We start from the raw sequence: 15,754 nt of genomic DNA on the forward strand, positions 1-15,754 counted from the left end.
TATTACGATCGATCGCCATCAATTTTCACCACCTTTTCAATTCATTTTCCAATCAGATTCCCTCCGGTTCCACCTATAAATAAATCCATTAAACTATAAAAACCTATATAAAATCACCTGTTTATAACAGTGCCAAATTAGCTGCGCACAAACAGGCGGACTCCTTCAGTAAATCTCTCATCCCTCCCACAGCAATGGTGCGTTTTAATTATTTATATGTTTTGCGTTCACCCTCACATAAATTATATATTTTATCAGCCCTCTTCTTCCCCTGATTCAATTACAATCACCCAATCGTCGAACAGGTATTCTATTCCGTCAAATAAGTATAAATATAGGGATATATGTATTAATGTCGTACAGATAGGTAAAATATTTCAAGGCGCGGACTTGCCAGATCTGCCGAACGTGACACGTCAAGCGTGTATATTAAGGATCTGTCCGCTTTGTCGGATTGAGTTACCGAACATCGCACGGATCTTTATCGGCCACGGTAAACCTCGCTGGACGACCGACGACGTGCAATAAACTCCCGAAGGACGGGGAGAAAAAAAGCTTTACTGAACCGTCCCACAGGTGGCTCCGGCTCCAGGTAGAAAGAATGTCCGATAATGTCGCTGTTATACTCATCCAGAATGATCCAAAGCCGCATATCTGCATCAAGACCGGCCCGGCGCTTTTCAATCGCAGGGATCTCAATAGCAAAACGATCAGTTTCCGGATGCTTCGTCGTGATAGGAAAGAAAAGAACCATGTCGCCGTCCGCACGGGCGAGCCTCACGCCAACAACAACAGGTCGCCCCTTCCGACCTTCGGTTTCACCGCGGGAAGCCTCCCGGCTCCACAGATAAGGGTAGCGGATTACGACTGCAGTCTCGATCTCATCGAAACCGCTCACCGAACCATCTCTTCAGTTTCCGCATAAACCTCGACTGCTGCCTCAAATTCGTCCAGCAAAGCGTCAGGCATATTATCAATAGTGCCAACCGCACGCAGATCAGACTGCCGCATCAAACGTTCATAATCCTCAATATTAAGAAGGACCAGACGAGGCTTGTTGCGCTGGGTGATCGTCACCGGATGACGAAGTGCCTCGGCAATAATATCACCCGACTTTCTGGAAAGATCACTCGTCGTATAGGAATTACCTGAACCTGCCATCAATCGCACTCCCATCTTGCATCGCGACGATAGCACAGCCTCAAAAGAAAATCCATGAAATACAGCAATCCTGTAAATGCTGCATTAATTGCGCGCCGTAATGACTTGTCACCGCATTCGCTCAATCTCAGCTCACGAGTTTCTTTTCAGTGGCCTGACAGGCACAACTGTGCTTTCCAGCGCCCGGAGAAAGGCATTCGCAGCCTTGTGCTTGTACACCGGCTTCAATGCTGCAAAATCCTTACGTCGCAACCCGAAAAGGGCATCTTCCTTGATCCTCATACCAATCGTCAGCCATTCAAGCCCGCTCCACTCCACCTTGCGAAGCGCTACCAGATCCATAAGTGCCCGAAGAGGTCGGGCAACGAACGCAATCGAGCCGTTGAGCGGAACACGGTCAACACTCGTCATGAACCGATAATCGTTGATCGCCAGAGGATGATAGCTGAAGGTCCCGAACCCGGGCGTCGAAAAATCCTGGCTTTTGCGTCCGGGTGAAACACTGGCGGTAACAAACACCGCCTCCGGAATCCATCCATGGAACGACAGTGCTGTTTCGAAGGAGATATAGCTGCCCGGCACGAGGTTTTGGCCGACGGCAAACGGATGAACCGGGTAACGTCGATAGCGTCGCGCCAGCACATAACAACCACGCTTCAGGCGGATGAGGGACCCGTCTTTCAAAGCGCGGTTGACAAGGCCATAACGGCGCGCGTCACTGCCGCCCAGCAACTCGGCGAGTTGCCGGTCATTCAGAAAACTATCAGCCAATCCGGCTGCAGAAATCTGGTCCACCAACGAAGACATAATTCTTGATACTTCCAATTTGTGAAAGTTTCACGAATTTTTATAATTTTGCTACAGGTGCCGGAACCCGTTCCCGCCAGGACGCACCTGTTCAAGTATCGAGTGTTTTATGGCAAGGGTGGCAGGCGTATCGTCGGTTTCGACACGAACGCGGCAAAGGCGATCATCGTCATCTCGACGGCGCCGAGAGCATCCTTACCTGTTCACAACGACCAGTGCCCTCCTGTCCGATTTTCGGAAGGAGATAATCAAGAAGAGGCAGAAACCATGAGAGAAGCCTTGATTCAAATCAGAGCAGACAGCGAAACTGCCCTCGATGAGGCCTTTGACAGGGCAACCAGCGCCATGCGCTCAGGTAATCCCTCAGAGCCCGTGGCAGTCTTCACCTTCTCGTCGCCTGCACAGCTTTTTTCTGTCATCACACCCAAAAGGTGGGAGTTGATTGAACATCTTCAGAAGATCGGCCCATCCAGCATACGCGGACTTGCCCGATCCGTCGAACGTGACGTCAAGCGTGTACATGAGGACGTGTCCGCGTTGTCGGACTGGGGTATCTTCGAACAAACCGAAGACGGAAAGGTTCACGTACCCTACGATGTGATCCACGCGAATTTCGACCTCAGAGCGGCAGCCTGATCAGAGCGCTGATTGCTGCGCTCACCTCCACAAAACGGATAAAGGCGCGGCGGCTAACCTCTCGCCGAAGGGCACGAGATCAGAGCTGTCGTAAAGCACAACGCCATAGGCAAACCGATCCTTACACGCTTCGGCCAAGGTCCGCAGTCCAGCAAAATCGCTCGATTTCACCGTCGCGGACGCCTTGACCTCGATCCCGACGATCATGCCGTCGTCCCGTTCCAGGACGATATCCACCTCATGCATTTGTTGGTCACGAAAATGATATGGTGTCAGCCGCAGGTCGGACGCAGTCATGAGTTTCAGGACCTCGGCGAACACGAAGCTCTCCAGAAGCGCACCAAATACACCGCGGTCCGCCTTCACCCGATCAACGGTCAACCCACGCGCCGTAGCGAGGAGGCCGGAGTCGAGGAAATGCAGCTTCGGCGTTTTGGCGATCCGCTTCAGCACGTTCGTATACCAGGGTTGCAATGTCGAGACGAGAAAGACCTGCTCCAGTAGCGCGACATAGCGCTGTCCCGTTTTGTGACTGACGTTAATGCTGGAGCCGAACTGCGAATAATTGACCAATTGCCCGGAATGCTCCGCAAGCAGTCGAACGAATTTTGGCAGCTCGGTCAGCTTCTCGATCTCGGCAATGTCTCTGAGGTCGCGTGTCAGAACCGACGTCAGATACGATCTGGCCCAATCCTGCCGTCGCCATTCGCTCTCACGGCTGATCGCCTCGGGAAAACCGCCCAACAGCACAAGTTTGACAAGATCATCACCGACAATCGCCTCACGGTCCCCATGCAGTTTCCCTGCAAACAGGCGCTCAAGGAAATTCGGCGCCTGGCCTGTTATTTCCGCGCGAGCAAGAGGGAGCATCCGAATGGTTTCCATCCGGCCCGCCAGACTGTCCGCAACCCGCGGCAACGTAAGCACATTCGCAGACCCGGTCAGGAGGAAACGGCCGGGCCGATAGTCTTCGTCAACCGTCTTCTTGATTGCCAGCAACAGATCAGGCGCGCGCTGAATCTCATCGATGATGGCACGATCGAGACCGCGAATGAAACCAACCGGATCGGACCGCGCGGCATCAAGCACCGTCTGGTCATCGAGTGTGATATAGCTCCGCCCAGCCTCACCCATCTTCCGCACAAGGGTGGTCTTGCCCGCCCGGCGTGGCCCTACGATTTTAGGACCACCGGGGTGTCTGAAAGGGCCTCCACCACCCGATTCTCAACCAGACGCTCAAACATATCCGTTGCCAATTCCTTGCCGATTGGAATTATCAATCATGATAATTGGAAGTCAATGCCTCACCAATTGGTAATGGAAGAGCTGAAATCAGCCATCCGTCGCATCAGATCGGCTCGAGAACAACCGCAGCGACGCATGCGATAGCAAACCCTGCCGCATTCAGGATGCACATCATGTCCTTGCTCAGAACACGAGGGCAAAGTGCCAGATCGGCGCCCACGAAAGTGGAGATGCCCTACATGCCCGTCGCCTTGACGAGGTCATCGACGGATCTGGTCGAGACGCCCTGGATATAGACCTCCTGGATCACCGCCGCCAGAGCCTTCTTGGCCATGCGGCGCGGTTCGGTCCATGGGTGTTGATCAATGAGGGTTGGTATAGGCTCCGCCATTAAATCAGAGGCGAGAAATCGCACTTCAATTACCCTGCTGCACCGCAATAATGCTGGAGACGTTTATTGAATTTTCCGGTGACTGAAGTCTTTTCTGCCGGTGAGCCTTAAGCGTAATTTGCAAAGGGCTGAGAATGTTTGCCACTCCCAAGTCGAAGTCGGAAGACCTTGAAGCAATCGCGCGCTCGGGTGGGATGCTCCGCCGCATCATGGTGCGCATACCGACTTATCTTACCGACTTGCGCGAAAATCCGGCATGGCTACCGATGTTTATTCTTGCCCGAACGACCCTGTTTCGGCGGGCTCATTGGTTGTTGGCCAGGCCAGTTCCGCCCGTCAATGTATCCAAACCTTCCATCTTCGGCTCCCTCAAAGGGCAAGCCATTGCGCAAGAGCTGAAAGAAACAGGCATCTTTACCGGCCTTGTCCTGCCGAAGGAGATAAATCAGGAGATTGCCCGCTTTGCCGAAGAAACCCCGTGTTTTGGCAATTTTGACCGCAAGCTTGAATTCCGGTCCGGAGATCATGAGGAGGCCGAGCGCCGGTTTGGCCGCTCGATCCTGAGCGGTCACCATTTTGAACGAGTTCTCAATTGTAAGGCAGTGGCTGCCGTACAACAGGATCCACTCCTCCTCGACGTCGCAAGGCACTATCTGGGTGGTGAAGCTAAACTGATTACCACCCGAACATGGTGGAGTTTTCCGACAAAGACTGCTTCCGATACCGACCTCAGCCGTGCGTCGTTTAAGTATCATTTTGATCTCGATGACTGGCGTATGCTAAAATTTTTCTTTTATCTCTCTGATGTCGATGAGGGTGCAGGCCCACATGTGTATGTCCGCGGCAGTCATAGACGTCGGCGTTTGAAACATCAGTTGACCATGCTGGTTGGCCATCCGTCGGAGGAGGTCATCGAATACTACGGTGCTGACAGTCCCTTGACTGTGGTGGGGGGTGCCGGAACGGGTTTTGTCGAGGATCCTTTCGGCTTCCATATGGGTACTTTGGCAAAAGAAACCCCACGCCTGATGATGGAAGTGGGATTTGGTGTATCCAGGCCTTCGAGACGCCGCTATCACGGCGAACCGGTTATCCGATGATCGAAAGCCCTGGAGAAGATCACGACAGTTCAGCCAAAGAGGGCAGTCTCGCCTGCTGTCAGCCCCAAGCAGGGATAGACCTTGAATCAGGGAGGCGCTTCAGCAATCCCCGATGTCGCGTTCGTTCAACGCATCGTATTTCCGGATTTCGCCTCGCATTTTAACGCTCCCCCCGGCTCTCGCGTCTACTTTCAGAGACGGGGCAATGTTCTCATTGTGCTTTTATGCGGTGGCGACAAAGGATCGCAAGCCCGTGATATTGCCGCCGCGCATAAACTCGCCAGGGAATGGAGCGAAAAAGATGACTGAAAAACTGACCACCTATGATCCTGCTGCCGCTTTGGTCGACGATGAAGAAATCGCCGCGTTCATGGCCGACGCCTTCGAAACCGGCGATGCTGCCTATGTTGCAAAGGCGCTCGGCGTCGTCGCGCATGCTAAAGGCATGACCGAAATCTCGCGCAAAACAGGCCTGTCTCGCGAACAGCTTTATCGATCGTTCAGCGAGCGCGGTAACCCAACGCTCAAAACGACGTTGGCCGTTATGAGAGCACTCGGTGTTGATGTGACCGCCAAGGCCCATGCCGCGCAGTAACACGGTGGTCCGCATACGCGGCGGCAGAAACAAGCTACTGACAAAGCATCCGCTCGCCTGAGCCTTCCGCATCGAGCGGCAAGGATCAAGCGCGAAAGGTTCCCCTTTGGAGCCCCACCCCTCGTCGCCACGACGGCTTCCGGTCCCAGGTTGGACAATGCCGTCGCCTGAAGCGAATGACCGCAATTGGCGGATACCGTTCAAAAACTCGCAATGTCGCCTTGAACCCTTTCCAGAAACCTCAGGATCGCTTCCGAGACCTCTTTTGGCTTCTCTTGCTGAAGCCAGTGGCCTGCCTCAGGTATGATAAGCGATCCGCGGAGATCGGGAACAAGCGTAGGCATTTCCCCGATAATCTTGTCCATTCCCGGAATGCTGAGACCAGTGTCCCTTTCGCCGATCATGAACAGCACAGGAACCTTTATCGGTAGACCGGCGACAACATGCTGTAGCTCCCAATTCCGATCAAGATTGCGGTAGTAGTTCAATCCCCCTCGGAAACCCGATGCCTCGAAGTCCTGGACCAGGCGGTCGAACTCGGGGGCGGGCAACCAATCCGGCAGCGCAGCGGGCTCCGGCAGGCTATTCAGCAGACCTGTAGATCGGGAGACCATGCCAAAGGGATTGGGGGTGCCGTCGCCGGGCAAGCGGGGACCGGCATCGCCACTGGCCGCGAAGATCAGCTTGCGTAGCGTCAGCGCGACATCCTTATCGAATTCAGTCTCAGCTCCGTCGGGGTCTTGGAAGTAGAGGGTGTAAAGCAGGCTCTTCTCATCTTGAGGGAATATCCGCGAAGGAGGAAGTGGCGACAACCCCATCATTGGCACGCTCGAGGCGACAACAGCACGGAACCTGTCGGGCCGTATTAGCGCCGCCTGCCAAGCGATTGTCGCGCCCCAGTCATGGCCGACCACGACCGCTTGCTGTTCGCCGAGAGCGTCGAGAAGTGCCACAAGGTCACTTACTACGTGGAGAGCTGTATACTGGTCCGGACACTCTGGAGATTCTGTCTTGCCATATCCCCTCATATCCGGGGCGACGGCGCGATATCCTGCCGCTGCGAGGGCACCGATTTGGTGACGCCAAGCATATTTATTTTCAGGAAAGCCGTGGCAGAGCAGGACCAGTGGCCCTTGCCCGGCCTCAATGATGCTCATGCTGATTGTGGCAGTCGAAATAACGGTCTCTTCCATAGGAGCCTCCTGGATAAATGTCTGCCGGAACCAGGACAACATGTTGCACTGACAGGGCGAGAATGGACGAGCGAAGCTTACGATTCACCTCCCTTTTCGTAACTAGACATGTTACACAATAAACCTAAGGTCAAGTTACCGTAACAAATATTGTTGCAGAAAGATTAGGAATGAAGACCGACGGCCGTCTTGCAAGAATGCTGCACGTCCTAGTCCACATGGGTTTGCTAGGAGGCAGGGAGACATCTGAGCGGATTGCACAGATGCTGAACACAAACCCAGTTGTCGTTCGCCGCACTCTCGGTGCACTTCGCGCGAGTGGCATCGTAGAATCGGAAGGTGGTCGCGGCGGAGGGTGGAAGCTGATCCGTTCGCTTGATCAGATCACCGTGCTTGATGTTCAGCGCGCCTTGGTCGAAGGTCAAATGCTTCCCGCACCGCTGTCGAAGGACCATCCAAATTGTCCCGTCGAACGCGCCTCGAACGCCATCCTCGAACGGGCACATAGCCTCGCTGAAGCTGCGTTGGAAAAAGCCTACTCGGAAACAACGCTAGCACACATCGCTGAAACAGCCGTCGCAACAAAGTAGGCAGCGCTAGTCATGACCGCAATTGGCGCTTTGGAGCCACGACTGTCTGAACTGATGGGGTGGATGCCCCCTCTGGCCGGCATAGGCGTATGATGCCTGCCTAGCGCCATGGTGGCGCTCACGGAGGGAAAGCAGATGACACAGGTGCATATCCTTGCGATCGACCTCGCGAAGCGTAGCTTCCAAGTCTGTGGAACGGATCGCGGCGGGGCGGTTCTATTTAACCGGGTTCTCTCGCGAGCCCGATTACTACAGCTTTTGAACGAGCAGTCGCCATGCATCGTCGCGATGGAGGCTTGTGCCACCAGCCATTTCTGGGGCCGCTTTGCTCAAGGCTGTGGCCATGATGTGCGACTAATTCCGCCGATCTATGTGAAGCCGTTCGTCAAACGACAGAAGAACGACGCAGCCGATGCAGCGGCGATCGCGGAGGCTGCACAACGACCGAACATGCATTATGTCGAGGTCAAGAGCGCTGAACATCAAGCGCGTGCGGTGGCGTTTCGAACGCACCAGTGCTTCGTGCGCCAGCGTACCCAGCTCATCAATGCGTTGCGTGGGCATCTTGGCGAATTCGGGATCATCGTTGCTCAAGGACCCGCTAATCTCACTGCGGTAGTGGGCATTCTGGCCGATGAGGCAAATGATCTTCCTGCTGGAGTTAGAGAGATTGGCCAGCTTTATCTGGACCAGATCAGGCTGCTGACCGAGAAAATCGACGGGCTGATGCTGAAGCTTCGAGAAGCAACCAAGGCGAATAAAGATATGCGTCGACTTTGCACCGTTCCCGGCGTCGGACCCGTGACTGCCGGAGCGATCCTCGCGTTTGCTCCAGATCTTCGCGCATTTAGAAGTGGCCGGAATTTTGCTGCCTGGCTCGGCCTTGTACCCCGCCAGCATTCAACCGGAGGAAAGACCCGGCTGGGAGGCGTGAGCAAGATGGGGCAAACGGATATCCGTAAATTGCTCATCGTCGGAGCCATGAGCCTGATCCGCTGGATCGTGCGTAAGGGCGTGTTGCCGGACAATTGGCTGGGAGGCGTTCTGGGACGAAAGCCTCGAATGGTCGCGGCTGTTGCACTCGCAAACAAGATGGCCCGCATCATTTGGGCGATGATGACGAGGGAGCAGAATTACAGAATGGCGTGATCCGCTGTTTTTTTTCGAAGAGCAAGGCGGTGAATGCCTGGGGCCAAAAGCCCCGGTGAGAAGATCGACTGATGGAACGATGCGGAAAGGACTTCAATGTTCAGAATGGGGTAAACCAGTCCCGGCGCTCGAGCACAAAGCTCTCTGAACCGATGTGGCCTCTGTTCTTCGAACTGCATCCCGGCCCGTGGCTATTCAGGCCACATCAAGAGGCCTGACACACGACCGATAGAATTCCTCGTTCGCGGACTACCGTCAAAAAAATCTTCTTGCCAAACCGGGGGCATCCACACACGCCCCGCCGCGATCCGTTCCACAGACTTGGAAGCTACGCTTCGCGAGGTCGATCGCAAGGATATGCACCTGTGTCATCTGCTTTCCCTCCGTGAGCGCCACCATGGCGCTAGGCAGGCATCATACGCCTATGCCGGCCAGAGGGGGCATCCACCCCATCAGTTCAGTCTACACCATGCCGAGCGGGCGAGAGTTCTTCATAGGCTATCGAGATTTCAAAGATTTTTCCTACTCGCTCTGCGAACTCAACTTCGTTATGGCCCTCGCAAAGGTTGGTGAAAAAGGGATGATTTGTACGGCCGACCAGTTTATGGCCTTCGAGATGGCTCTATCTCAAGGCTCCGAAAACAAGGTCACAAAGGAGATCAGGACCAGTGGAACTGCTTTCCTTGTAGAACGGCCGAATAATACCTGGATGACGGTGATCCTCGCTGCCACCATGGGGCCGCAGAAACCGTTCAACGTGTGGGTCGAAACTTCCTCGCTCAAAAGGTGACAGCCAAGGCTCTTGCAGCGGGAGCCACTTCCCGATCAAATATCAGGCCATATGATCTTTACTTTAAGATCATATGGCCTATATTACGAATATCAGGAGGCCACTATGCAAATCGCCGTCAAGCCCCACAAACCTGCGGAACTCAATGCCGTTGCACTCAAGGCCTATGCCAAGGTCGCCGATGCATGGTCGCTGAGCCTGAGGGAAGCAGCGGGCCTCGCCGACATGTCGGAGAGCACATGGAAGCGCGCGCGCAAACCGGGGTTTACCGGCGAATTGACGAAGGACCAGTTGCTGCGCCTCAGTGCCGTGATCGGCATCTACAAGTCGCTCGAACTCTACTTCTCTGAGCAACTCTCCAGAAGCTGGTTCACGCGCCCGAACACGGGCCCGCTCTTCAGCGGCGCGCGGCCGGTCGACACCGCCATCGATGGCGGCCTTCCGCAAATTCTGGCGATCCGAACCTATCTCGACGCGCTGCGGGGCGGCGCATGAAGAAAACCGAACTGTCGGTTCGGGGACTGGTCCGCCTGCTGCCCGCAACCTACCACAAGCCGCCGGCGCTTCGCGGTCTGGTCGACAGCGACGAGGAACTGGAGGTTCTGGCCGAGATCGAAGGGTTGACCAGCGCCCGGTTGCTCGCCGAGCGCGGCCGCAATCCGCATCTCGATCCGCGAGAGCTTGCCTGGCGGCGGCGCAACCGTGATCTCAGAATCTACGGCGACACGCACGTCAATGCGGCCTTCACCTATACGCGGACAGGTGGCAACCGCTTCAACTCCGAAGATCGCGGTGCCTGGTATTGCGCCTGGGACGTGATGGTATCGGTTGCGGAGGTCGCATGGCACAGAACCCGCGAGCTTCGTTTCACCGGATCGTTCCACGACAACGCCCGTTATGTCGAACTGATCTCCGACTTCATCGGAGAATTCGACGACCTGACCGATGAACCCGAACACGCCGCGCTCAACCCGGACCCGGAGGTTGGCTATCTCGAGGGACAGGAACTGGCCGCCCGGTTGCGAAGAGATGGAAGCCGCGGCCTCATCTATCCCTCCGTCCGTGCGCCCGTCGGAAACTGCCTGGTTTGTTTCGATCCGGGGGCTGTCCAGAACGTCCGGCCCGGCGCATCCTGGAATCTGAGCTGGCAAGGCACGCCGGACTATTCGATCGTCGCTATCTCGTAGCAGCGACAAAGCACAGGTTTCCGGGAAATCATGCCGCGTCCTCGTTCTCTGCGTTCGTAGAGTACTCCAGCCTTGGTCAGGACGGCTCGAAAGGATGATCGAATGGCCACCGCAATCGTGGTCACTTGCCTTTTCCAGGCTTCGAGGGAAAAAGGCCTTCACGCTGCATCTGCTTACGGGCGAGCTTCCTTTGACGGCCGATTGCTTCAGCTTTTTCCCGCGCTTTCTTGATGGATGGTTTCTCGAAAGCTTCACGCAGACGCATTTCGCGGAAAACGCCCTCGCGCTGGAGCTTCTTCTTCAGAATACGCAACGCCTGATCGACGTTGTTGTCGCGTACTAAAACCTGCATATGGTCCTCACGAGGTCGTAAAAAACGGTGCGCCACCATACGCAATCTGACGTCGAATCCAAGGTCAACAGTCAATCAGTAATGACATTTTTTCGGTCCACACTTTCTGATCTTCAATCAAGGCGATCGCCCCTCATAAGACAACAGCGAAGAGCCTGCTTTCCCGATTCTGGCATAAGAAAGCGCCAGCGTAATGTCGCGGCCAACGCGTCGAACGAAATGTCAAAACCCGTCCCAAACTGTGTTTCGCCCGAAACATCCGCTTTGAATTTCCCGCCTCCGGCATGATGCATGGTTATGTCAGCACGTTTGAAGAACTCGTCGCTGTATGTCGTGACAAGTCCAGGAGCTTCCCACTAGTCCTCATTGGTCAGGGCGTTGCGAGTTCCCTCCCCCCTGAATTCGACGTGGAACCCGTCGAGAGAACGGTAGTCGCGGTTCTGAAAGCGTTTCAGCGGGATAGCGAGCCACTGTGTGTCACGGCCGGGGTTCAGTCACTGGGCGAAATCATCCTCCGGATCATTATGCGGATCGAAGAAAAACTTCGGGGACGTCAGCTTCAGGTTCAACCCTATGGAATCGCCCAGAGTCTGGCCGGGGAAGGGACCGGATACCGCCCTGAGCACGATGCCCTCTTCCGCTATTGGCAGATCAAGCGAAAAAACCTGATAAACAATTCTAAAATGTCCCATACGCTCTCCGGTCTATCGAGCGCGCTACACTCCGACGATGAAAGGCTGGAGGATGTCAGTCGTCTTTGCAAGGGTCTTCTTCCATACGCCACCCTATGCACGATGCCTCTACAGGCAGAAAATCAGGTGGCCGTCTGCTCCTTCTGGGCTGACCGGCGCGCGCGGATTGCTGCTGCGATGAACACTCGCGACAGGCCGTGATATAAGGGCTCGTGCGACAGAATTCTCGACGTCACGTACCCGATCATGGACACTGCCATGATCGGGATAACGGCCTGATGGTCACCCGTCATTTCCAGGATAATCACGAACGCGGTCATCGGTGCCTGAACGACACCGGAGAAGTAGCCTGCCATCCCCAGGATCGAGGCAAGCGCAATGCTCGTCCCAAGTAGTGTTCCCACTGAACTTCCTAATCCGGCGCCCACGGCCAATGAGGGCGCGAAGATGCCGCCCGGGATGCCCGAGAGCATCGACAGGAAGCTTGCCCCCAGCTTCCCGGCAAAGAATAACGCAGGCAGGGCATGCCCTTCGACAGCGTCTCTGGCTTGCTCGTAGCCGGTTCCGAAGGTAGTACCATTCGATGCTATGCCGATAGCAGCGACAGCCAGGCCGCAGAGCCCCGCCGCCGCCACTGCGCGACCGAGTGGCTGCGGATGTAGCCAACGCCGGATGCGTTGGCCAAAGTGCAAGGCAAAGCCACTGAAGCAAGCCCCGAGTGCGCCACCGCCGAATCCGCAGATGAGTACAAGGACCCAGTCCCTTGCTTGTGCAGGGGCAACCGACGCCTCTCCAAAGTAGTTGTAGCTGCCCGCGAGGCCGAGGGCTGCAAGGCCGGAAAGAATTACGGCGGTCAAAACGATACCGTTCGCACGCGCTTCGTAGTTCCTGCTCATCTCCTCGATTGCGAAGACAATTCCTGCGAGTGGCGTGTTGAACGCCGCCGCGATACCAGCCGCCGACCCGGCGAGAATCAATCCCCGCGCTTGCGTCATACCGCCGAACCGGGCAACGGCGAGCATGATCGACCCGCCGACCTGAACGGTTGGCCCTTCACGGCCAATCGAAGCGCCGCAAAACAAGCCCAATACGGTCAAAACGATTTTACCAAACGCAATCGGGAGCGACAGTAGCCGCCCCCGGTCTTCGTCCTCGTGAAGATGACGTGCGGCAATTGCCTGCGGAATTCCACTTCCCTGGGAGTTGGGAAAGAACTTCGCCGCAAGACAGGCAGACAGCATGAAACCCAGCGGAGTGATAAAAAGCGGAAAGAGAAAAGCGAATTCGCCGGATGATGTGAGTGAAGCGAATCCCTTTTGGGCAAGGTCTGCCATTTTGGCGAACGCAACGCTCACCACGCCGATCGCGATCGCGCCGAGCCAGAAAATGAACCTTGGTCGCCAGAGCGAAAACGATCCCCATATCACACGAGAACGACGGAAAAGCTTCGACTTGCGGTAGGTGACAGGCATCGGCGGCTCAGTATTAAGAACGGGAAAATGTCTTCTACGCCTATAGATACGAAACGTCACCCCGACGCGGTCGTTCTCGCCAGTGGTGCAGGAAAAAGGGTAGCATGTTTCCAGGTTGCGCCTGGCACTCATCTCTACCGCCAGCGGTGATGGGTGCTGCCTGTAAGCAAAACCTGATAATTCCACGGCGCACTGCTGTCACCAACCGAAACTTGCCATTTGATCGGTACCACGAACGGCAGAGCCGCTGTGGGGGCGGACTGTCGGCGACCCGGAACGACAGCACATGCAGGTGTCCCCGGCTGGCAACATCGTTCGGGCTGACGCTGCAAAGCGACAACCACTCTCACGCAGGCCAACGGTTACCGCCAAAAGGACGATAGAATAAAGATCGCACAAACCGGCGACCTGCTTCCTGTTTCACATTGCGGCTCCAGATCGCTTTGGCCTGCGTATCGCGCGAACTTTGGGACTATCCCCGGCCCCGCAGAAAAAACGATCCCGTCCGTCGGATTCAAGTCCGGAAACTGCCATTTCCGCTGGCATCTCCAACCGCTCCAGCACTTCACCGGTCGAAGGATCGATGCGGCGGACATCGCTTTGGTCGTTCTCCCATGTACCGTGCCAGAGTTCGCCGTCGACCCAGGTGACCCCGGTAACGAAGCGATCGGTTTCGATCGTGCGTAGTACCTTTCCCGTCTCGGGATCGATTTGATGGATTTTGCGGCCGCGATGTTGCCCGACCCACAGCGAACCTTCAGCCCAGGCAAGGCCGGAGTCGCCTCCATTGCCGGGGGCGGGAATCGTGGCAATCACCTCGCCGGTCCTGGGATCGACCTTCCGAATCACCGCTTCAGCAATCTGGAACAGGTACTCGCCATCGAATGCCGTGCCGGCATCGGCGGCAATATTGAGCGAGATCAGCATGTCCCCGCTGTCGGGATCAAACGCGTCCAGTTTTGCGCCTGTCGCCATCCAGACCCGGCGACCGTCAAAGCTGACCCCATGGACGTGATCCACTCCGGGAAAAGGGCCATATTCACGGATAATTTCGGCGGCTGTGTGTTTCATGCCCTCATCCTAGCCCAAAACGTCAACGGCGGGGAGTAACAAGCTTGTCGGGAACCCCGGTACACTCCTCGCAATCCAGCGACGGGCGCGTCCGTGGCCGAACCACTCCACCTTGTCATTTTTCACAAGGGTATCGAGCGCCCGCTGCACCGTGCGCGGGCTGACGTCGAGCGCCAGCGCCAGCGCGGAGCTGGACCAGGCCTCGCCATCGGCGAGAAGCGCCAGCACGTCGCCATGCTTGTCTTCGACGGGCGGCGCAAGCACCGCGACCGCGCCGCTGTCATGGGGCTCCAATACGAATCCCCGCGTGGTGGCGCGTATCTCCGTCAAGGGCCCGATTGCCTCACGCAGACGTCCGATCTCGACCCGCAGCCGAGCGCGATGCGATTCATCCGCCTCCCTTGCGCGAAAGGCACGGACGAGAAGCTCTTCCCGCGTGACATCTTCCGGCCAAGCTTCACCCAGCACGCGGATGAGCGCGAACAGCACCGGACGACTGGCGAGACGGACCATGGCTTTATCGACGCGCAGAACGTTCCGGCAAACATCGATGACGAGCGCGTTCGATGCAATGATCGCCTCGACCTCGTCGAGCTGAAGAAGCCGTTCTCCATCGCGCCCGACCAGACGCGCGGCTGGCACCTCGAAGGCCCGTACGGCTCTGTCGACTTCGGCTTTCAATGCAGCATTTCCAACGGCGGCCGCGGCGCTTTCTGCGCGACCGAGCGCATCATGAGCCGGCTTCGCGCGTATGCGGCGCATCGCGATGCCCGCGACTGCCAATTCGTAGCCTGCCCGCGATGTCATCGGCAACGCACCAGCATCGAGGCTGCCCAGAACCCGCTCGGCCTCGTCGAGACGGCCGATCAACAGCAAACGCCTTGCTTCGAGATAGCCGGCATGCGCGGCGTTCGCGACGTCTCCGAATGCCTCCAGCGTTGTCCGGGCGGCGGCGAGCCCGTCCATGGGACGGCCAAGGTCACGCAAGACCAACGCGATCTCTGCCTCCGCGACGTTGCATCGCACACGGGCCATGGGCTCCCGGCTGCCGAAAGCGCGCGCCGCGTTTCCCAGCAGTTCCTTCGCGCGTGCAAGGTCGCCGAGCTGCGCCATGGCAATGCCGCGCAGGGCGAGCGCCGGCGCATCGCCGCGAAGGGCGATGCGTTTGAGCGCTGCAAGCGGATCACCCGCCGCAAGCGCCCGCGCCGCGAAGGCCATCAGAGAGTCCATTGAAATCCCGTCACACTTGTTACTCACGTTCTCCCGCCGTTCGGACATATATTTTTGTCAGGTTAAGCGTCGCGGGACGGAATGTCGAACCTC

The 15,754-nt window shown here is 56.6% G+C and carries 17 protein-coding genes and 3 pseudogenes; 9 read left to right on the forward strand and 11 right to left on the reverse strand.

Features of this window, described 5'->3' with window-relative positions; genetic code table 11:
- Nucleotides 1-481: 481 nt before the first annotated feature.
- The 3 genes from ASB65_RS15145 to ASB65_RS15155 all read right to left on the reverse strand — a co-directional run bounded on the left by ASB65_RS15145 (nucleotide 482) and on the right by ASB65_RS15155 (nucleotide 1,968).
- Entirely contained in the window at nucleotides 482-898 is a 417-nt protein-coding gene (locus tag ASB65_RS15145) for a hypothetical protein (protein WP_060724490.1), read from the reverse strand.
- Nucleotides 895-1,161 (reverse strand): type II toxin-antitoxin system prevent-host-death family antitoxin, encoded by a 267-nt coding sequence (locus ASB65_RS15150; RefSeq protein WP_060724491.1) that lies wholly within the window; start codon nucleotides 1,159-1,161, stop codon nucleotides 895-897. Before ASB65_RS15150 ends, ASB65_RS15145 begins: the two co-directional genes overlap by 4 nt.
- A 132-nt stretch (nucleotides 1,162-1,293) precedes the next feature.
- The gene (locus tag ASB65_RS15155) at nucleotides 1,294-1,968 is read right to left on the reverse strand and encodes a type IV toxin-antitoxin system AbiEi family antitoxin domain-containing protein (protein WP_060724492.1); all 675 of its coding nucleotides are present in this window, start codon (nucleotides 1,966-1,968) and stop codon (nucleotides 1,294-1,296) included.
- A gap of 102 nt (nucleotides 1,969-2,070) precedes the next feature.
- On the opposite strand from ASB65_RS15155, the gene ASB65_RS15160 reads away from it, so the two are divergent.
- Nucleotides 2,071-2,604, forward strand: a complete 534-nt coding sequence (locus ASB65_RS15160; protein ID WP_236734559.1) for a hypothetical protein — start codon at nucleotides 2,071-2,073, stop codon at nucleotides 2,602-2,604.
- Between the two features lie 21 nt (nucleotides 2,605-2,625).
- On the opposite strand, the pseudogene ASB65_RS15165 reads toward ASB65_RS15160, so the two are convergent.
- Nucleotides 2,626-3,848 (reverse strand): annotated as a pseudogene (locus tag ASB65_RS15165) (ATP-binding protein).
- 242 nt (nucleotides 3,849-4,090) lie between these two features.
- Nucleotides 4,091-4,195 (reverse strand): annotated as a pseudogene (locus ASB65_RS28735) (transposase); the annotation flags it as partial.
- A gap of 179 nt (nucleotides 4,196-4,374) precedes the next feature.
- Here ASB65_RS28735 and ASB65_RS27380 point away from each other — a divergent pair.
- The 3 genes and pseudogenes from ASB65_RS27380 to ASB65_RS15180 all read left to right on the forward strand — a co-directional run bounded on the left by ASB65_RS27380 (nucleotide 4,375) and on the right by ASB65_RS15180 (nucleotide 5,935).
- A complete protein-coding gene (locus tag ASB65_RS27380) occupies nucleotides 4,375-5,340 on the forward strand; it encodes a hypothetical protein (protein ID WP_065695146.1) in 966 nt (321 codons plus the stop codon).
- 171 nt (nucleotides 5,341-5,511) lie between these two features.
- A pseudogene (locus ASB65_RS28900) lies at nucleotides 5,512-5,649 on the forward strand (type II toxin-antitoxin system RelE/ParE family toxin); the annotation flags it as partial.
- Nucleotides 5,642-5,935, forward strand: a complete 294-nt coding sequence (locus tag ASB65_RS15180) for an addiction module antidote protein (protein ID WP_060724532.1) — start codon at nucleotides 5,642-5,644, stop codon at nucleotides 5,933-5,935. The pseudogene ASB65_RS28900 and the gene ASB65_RS15180, both read left to right, overlap by 8 nt.
- Before the next feature lie 200 nt (nucleotides 5,936-6,135).
- Here ASB65_RS15180 and ASB65_RS15185 read toward each other — a convergent pair whose 3' ends face one another.
- Nucleotides 6,136-7,128: an alpha/beta fold hydrolase gene (locus tag ASB65_RS15185; protein ID WP_060724495.1), complete on the reverse strand. Its 993-nt coding sequence runs from the start codon at nucleotides 7,126-7,128 to the stop codon at nucleotides 6,136-6,138.
- A 170-nt stretch (nucleotides 7,129-7,298) separates the two neighbouring features.
- Here ASB65_RS15185 and ASB65_RS15190 point away from each other — a divergent pair, with 170 nt between their 5' ends.
- The 5 genes from ASB65_RS15190 to ASB65_RS15210 all read left to right on the forward strand — a co-directional run bounded on the left by ASB65_RS15190 (nucleotide 7,299) and on the right by ASB65_RS15210 (nucleotide 10,844).
- Nucleotides 7,299-7,718, forward strand: a complete 420-nt coding sequence (locus ASB65_RS15190) for an Rrf2 family transcriptional regulator (protein ID WP_060724496.1) — start codon at nucleotides 7,299-7,301, stop codon at nucleotides 7,716-7,718.
- A 135-nt stretch (nucleotides 7,719-7,853) separates the two neighbouring features.
- Nucleotides 7,854-8,867, forward strand: coding sequence for an IS110 family transposase (locus ASB65_RS15195; RefSeq protein WP_060724533.1), 1,014 nt, complete (start codon nucleotides 7,854-7,856; stop codon nucleotides 8,865-8,867).
- A gap of 385 nt (nucleotides 8,868-9,252) precedes the next feature.
- Entirely contained in the window at nucleotides 9,253-9,657 is a 405-nt protein-coding gene (locus ASB65_RS15200; protein WP_141681091.1) for a hypothetical protein, read from the forward strand.
- 105 nt (nucleotides 9,658-9,762) lie between these two features.
- Nucleotides 9,763-10,152, forward strand: coding sequence for an antitoxin Xre-like helix-turn-helix domain-containing protein (locus ASB65_RS15205; RefSeq protein WP_060724498.1), 390 nt, complete (start codon nucleotides 9,763-9,765; stop codon nucleotides 10,150-10,152).
- Nucleotides 10,149-10,844: an RES family NAD+ phosphorylase gene (locus ASB65_RS15210; RefSeq protein ID WP_060724499.1), complete on the forward strand. Its 696-nt coding sequence runs from the start codon at nucleotides 10,149-10,151 to the stop codon at nucleotides 10,842-10,844. Before ASB65_RS15205 ends, ASB65_RS15210 begins: the two co-directional genes overlap by 4 nt.
- Nucleotides 10,845-10,965: 121 nt before the next feature.
- On the opposite strand, the gene rpsU is transcribed toward ASB65_RS15210, so the two are convergent.
- From rpsU to ASB65_RS15235, 5 genes are all read right to left on the reverse strand, one after another.
- A complete protein-coding gene (rpsU, locus tag ASB65_RS15215; protein ID WP_060724500.1) occupies nucleotides 10,966-11,196 on the reverse strand; it encodes a 30S ribosomal protein S21 in 231 nt (76 codons plus the stop codon).
- Between the two features lie 494 nt (nucleotides 11,197-11,690).
- Entirely contained in the window at nucleotides 11,691-11,888 is a 198-nt protein-coding gene (locus ASB65_RS15220; protein WP_060724501.1) for a hypothetical protein, read from the reverse strand.
- A 122-nt stretch (nucleotides 11,889-12,010) separates the two neighbouring features.
- On the reverse strand, nucleotides 12,011-13,360 hold the full coding sequence (locus tag ASB65_RS15225; protein WP_060724502.1) for a chloride channel protein: 1,350 nt from the start codon (nucleotides 13,358-13,360) through the stop codon (nucleotides 12,011-12,013).
- 420 nt (nucleotides 13,361-13,780) lie between these two features.
- The gene (locus ASB65_RS15230; protein ID WP_060724503.1) at nucleotides 13,781-14,431 is read right to left on the reverse strand and encodes a glutaminyl-peptide cyclotransferase; all 651 of its coding nucleotides are present in this window, start codon (nucleotides 14,429-14,431) and stop codon (nucleotides 13,781-13,783) included.
- A gap of 9 nt (nucleotides 14,432-14,440) precedes the next feature.
- Entirely contained in the window at nucleotides 14,441-15,661 is a 1,221-nt protein-coding gene (locus ASB65_RS15235; protein ID WP_060724504.1) for a hypothetical protein, read from the reverse strand.
- Nucleotides 15,662-15,754: the final 93 nt, after the last annotated feature.

Source organism: Agrobacterium tumefaciens str. B6 (assembly GCF_001541315.1).
Lineage (GTDB): Bacteria > Pseudomonadota > Alphaproteobacteria > Rhizobiales > Rhizobiaceae > Agrobacterium > Agrobacterium radiobacter.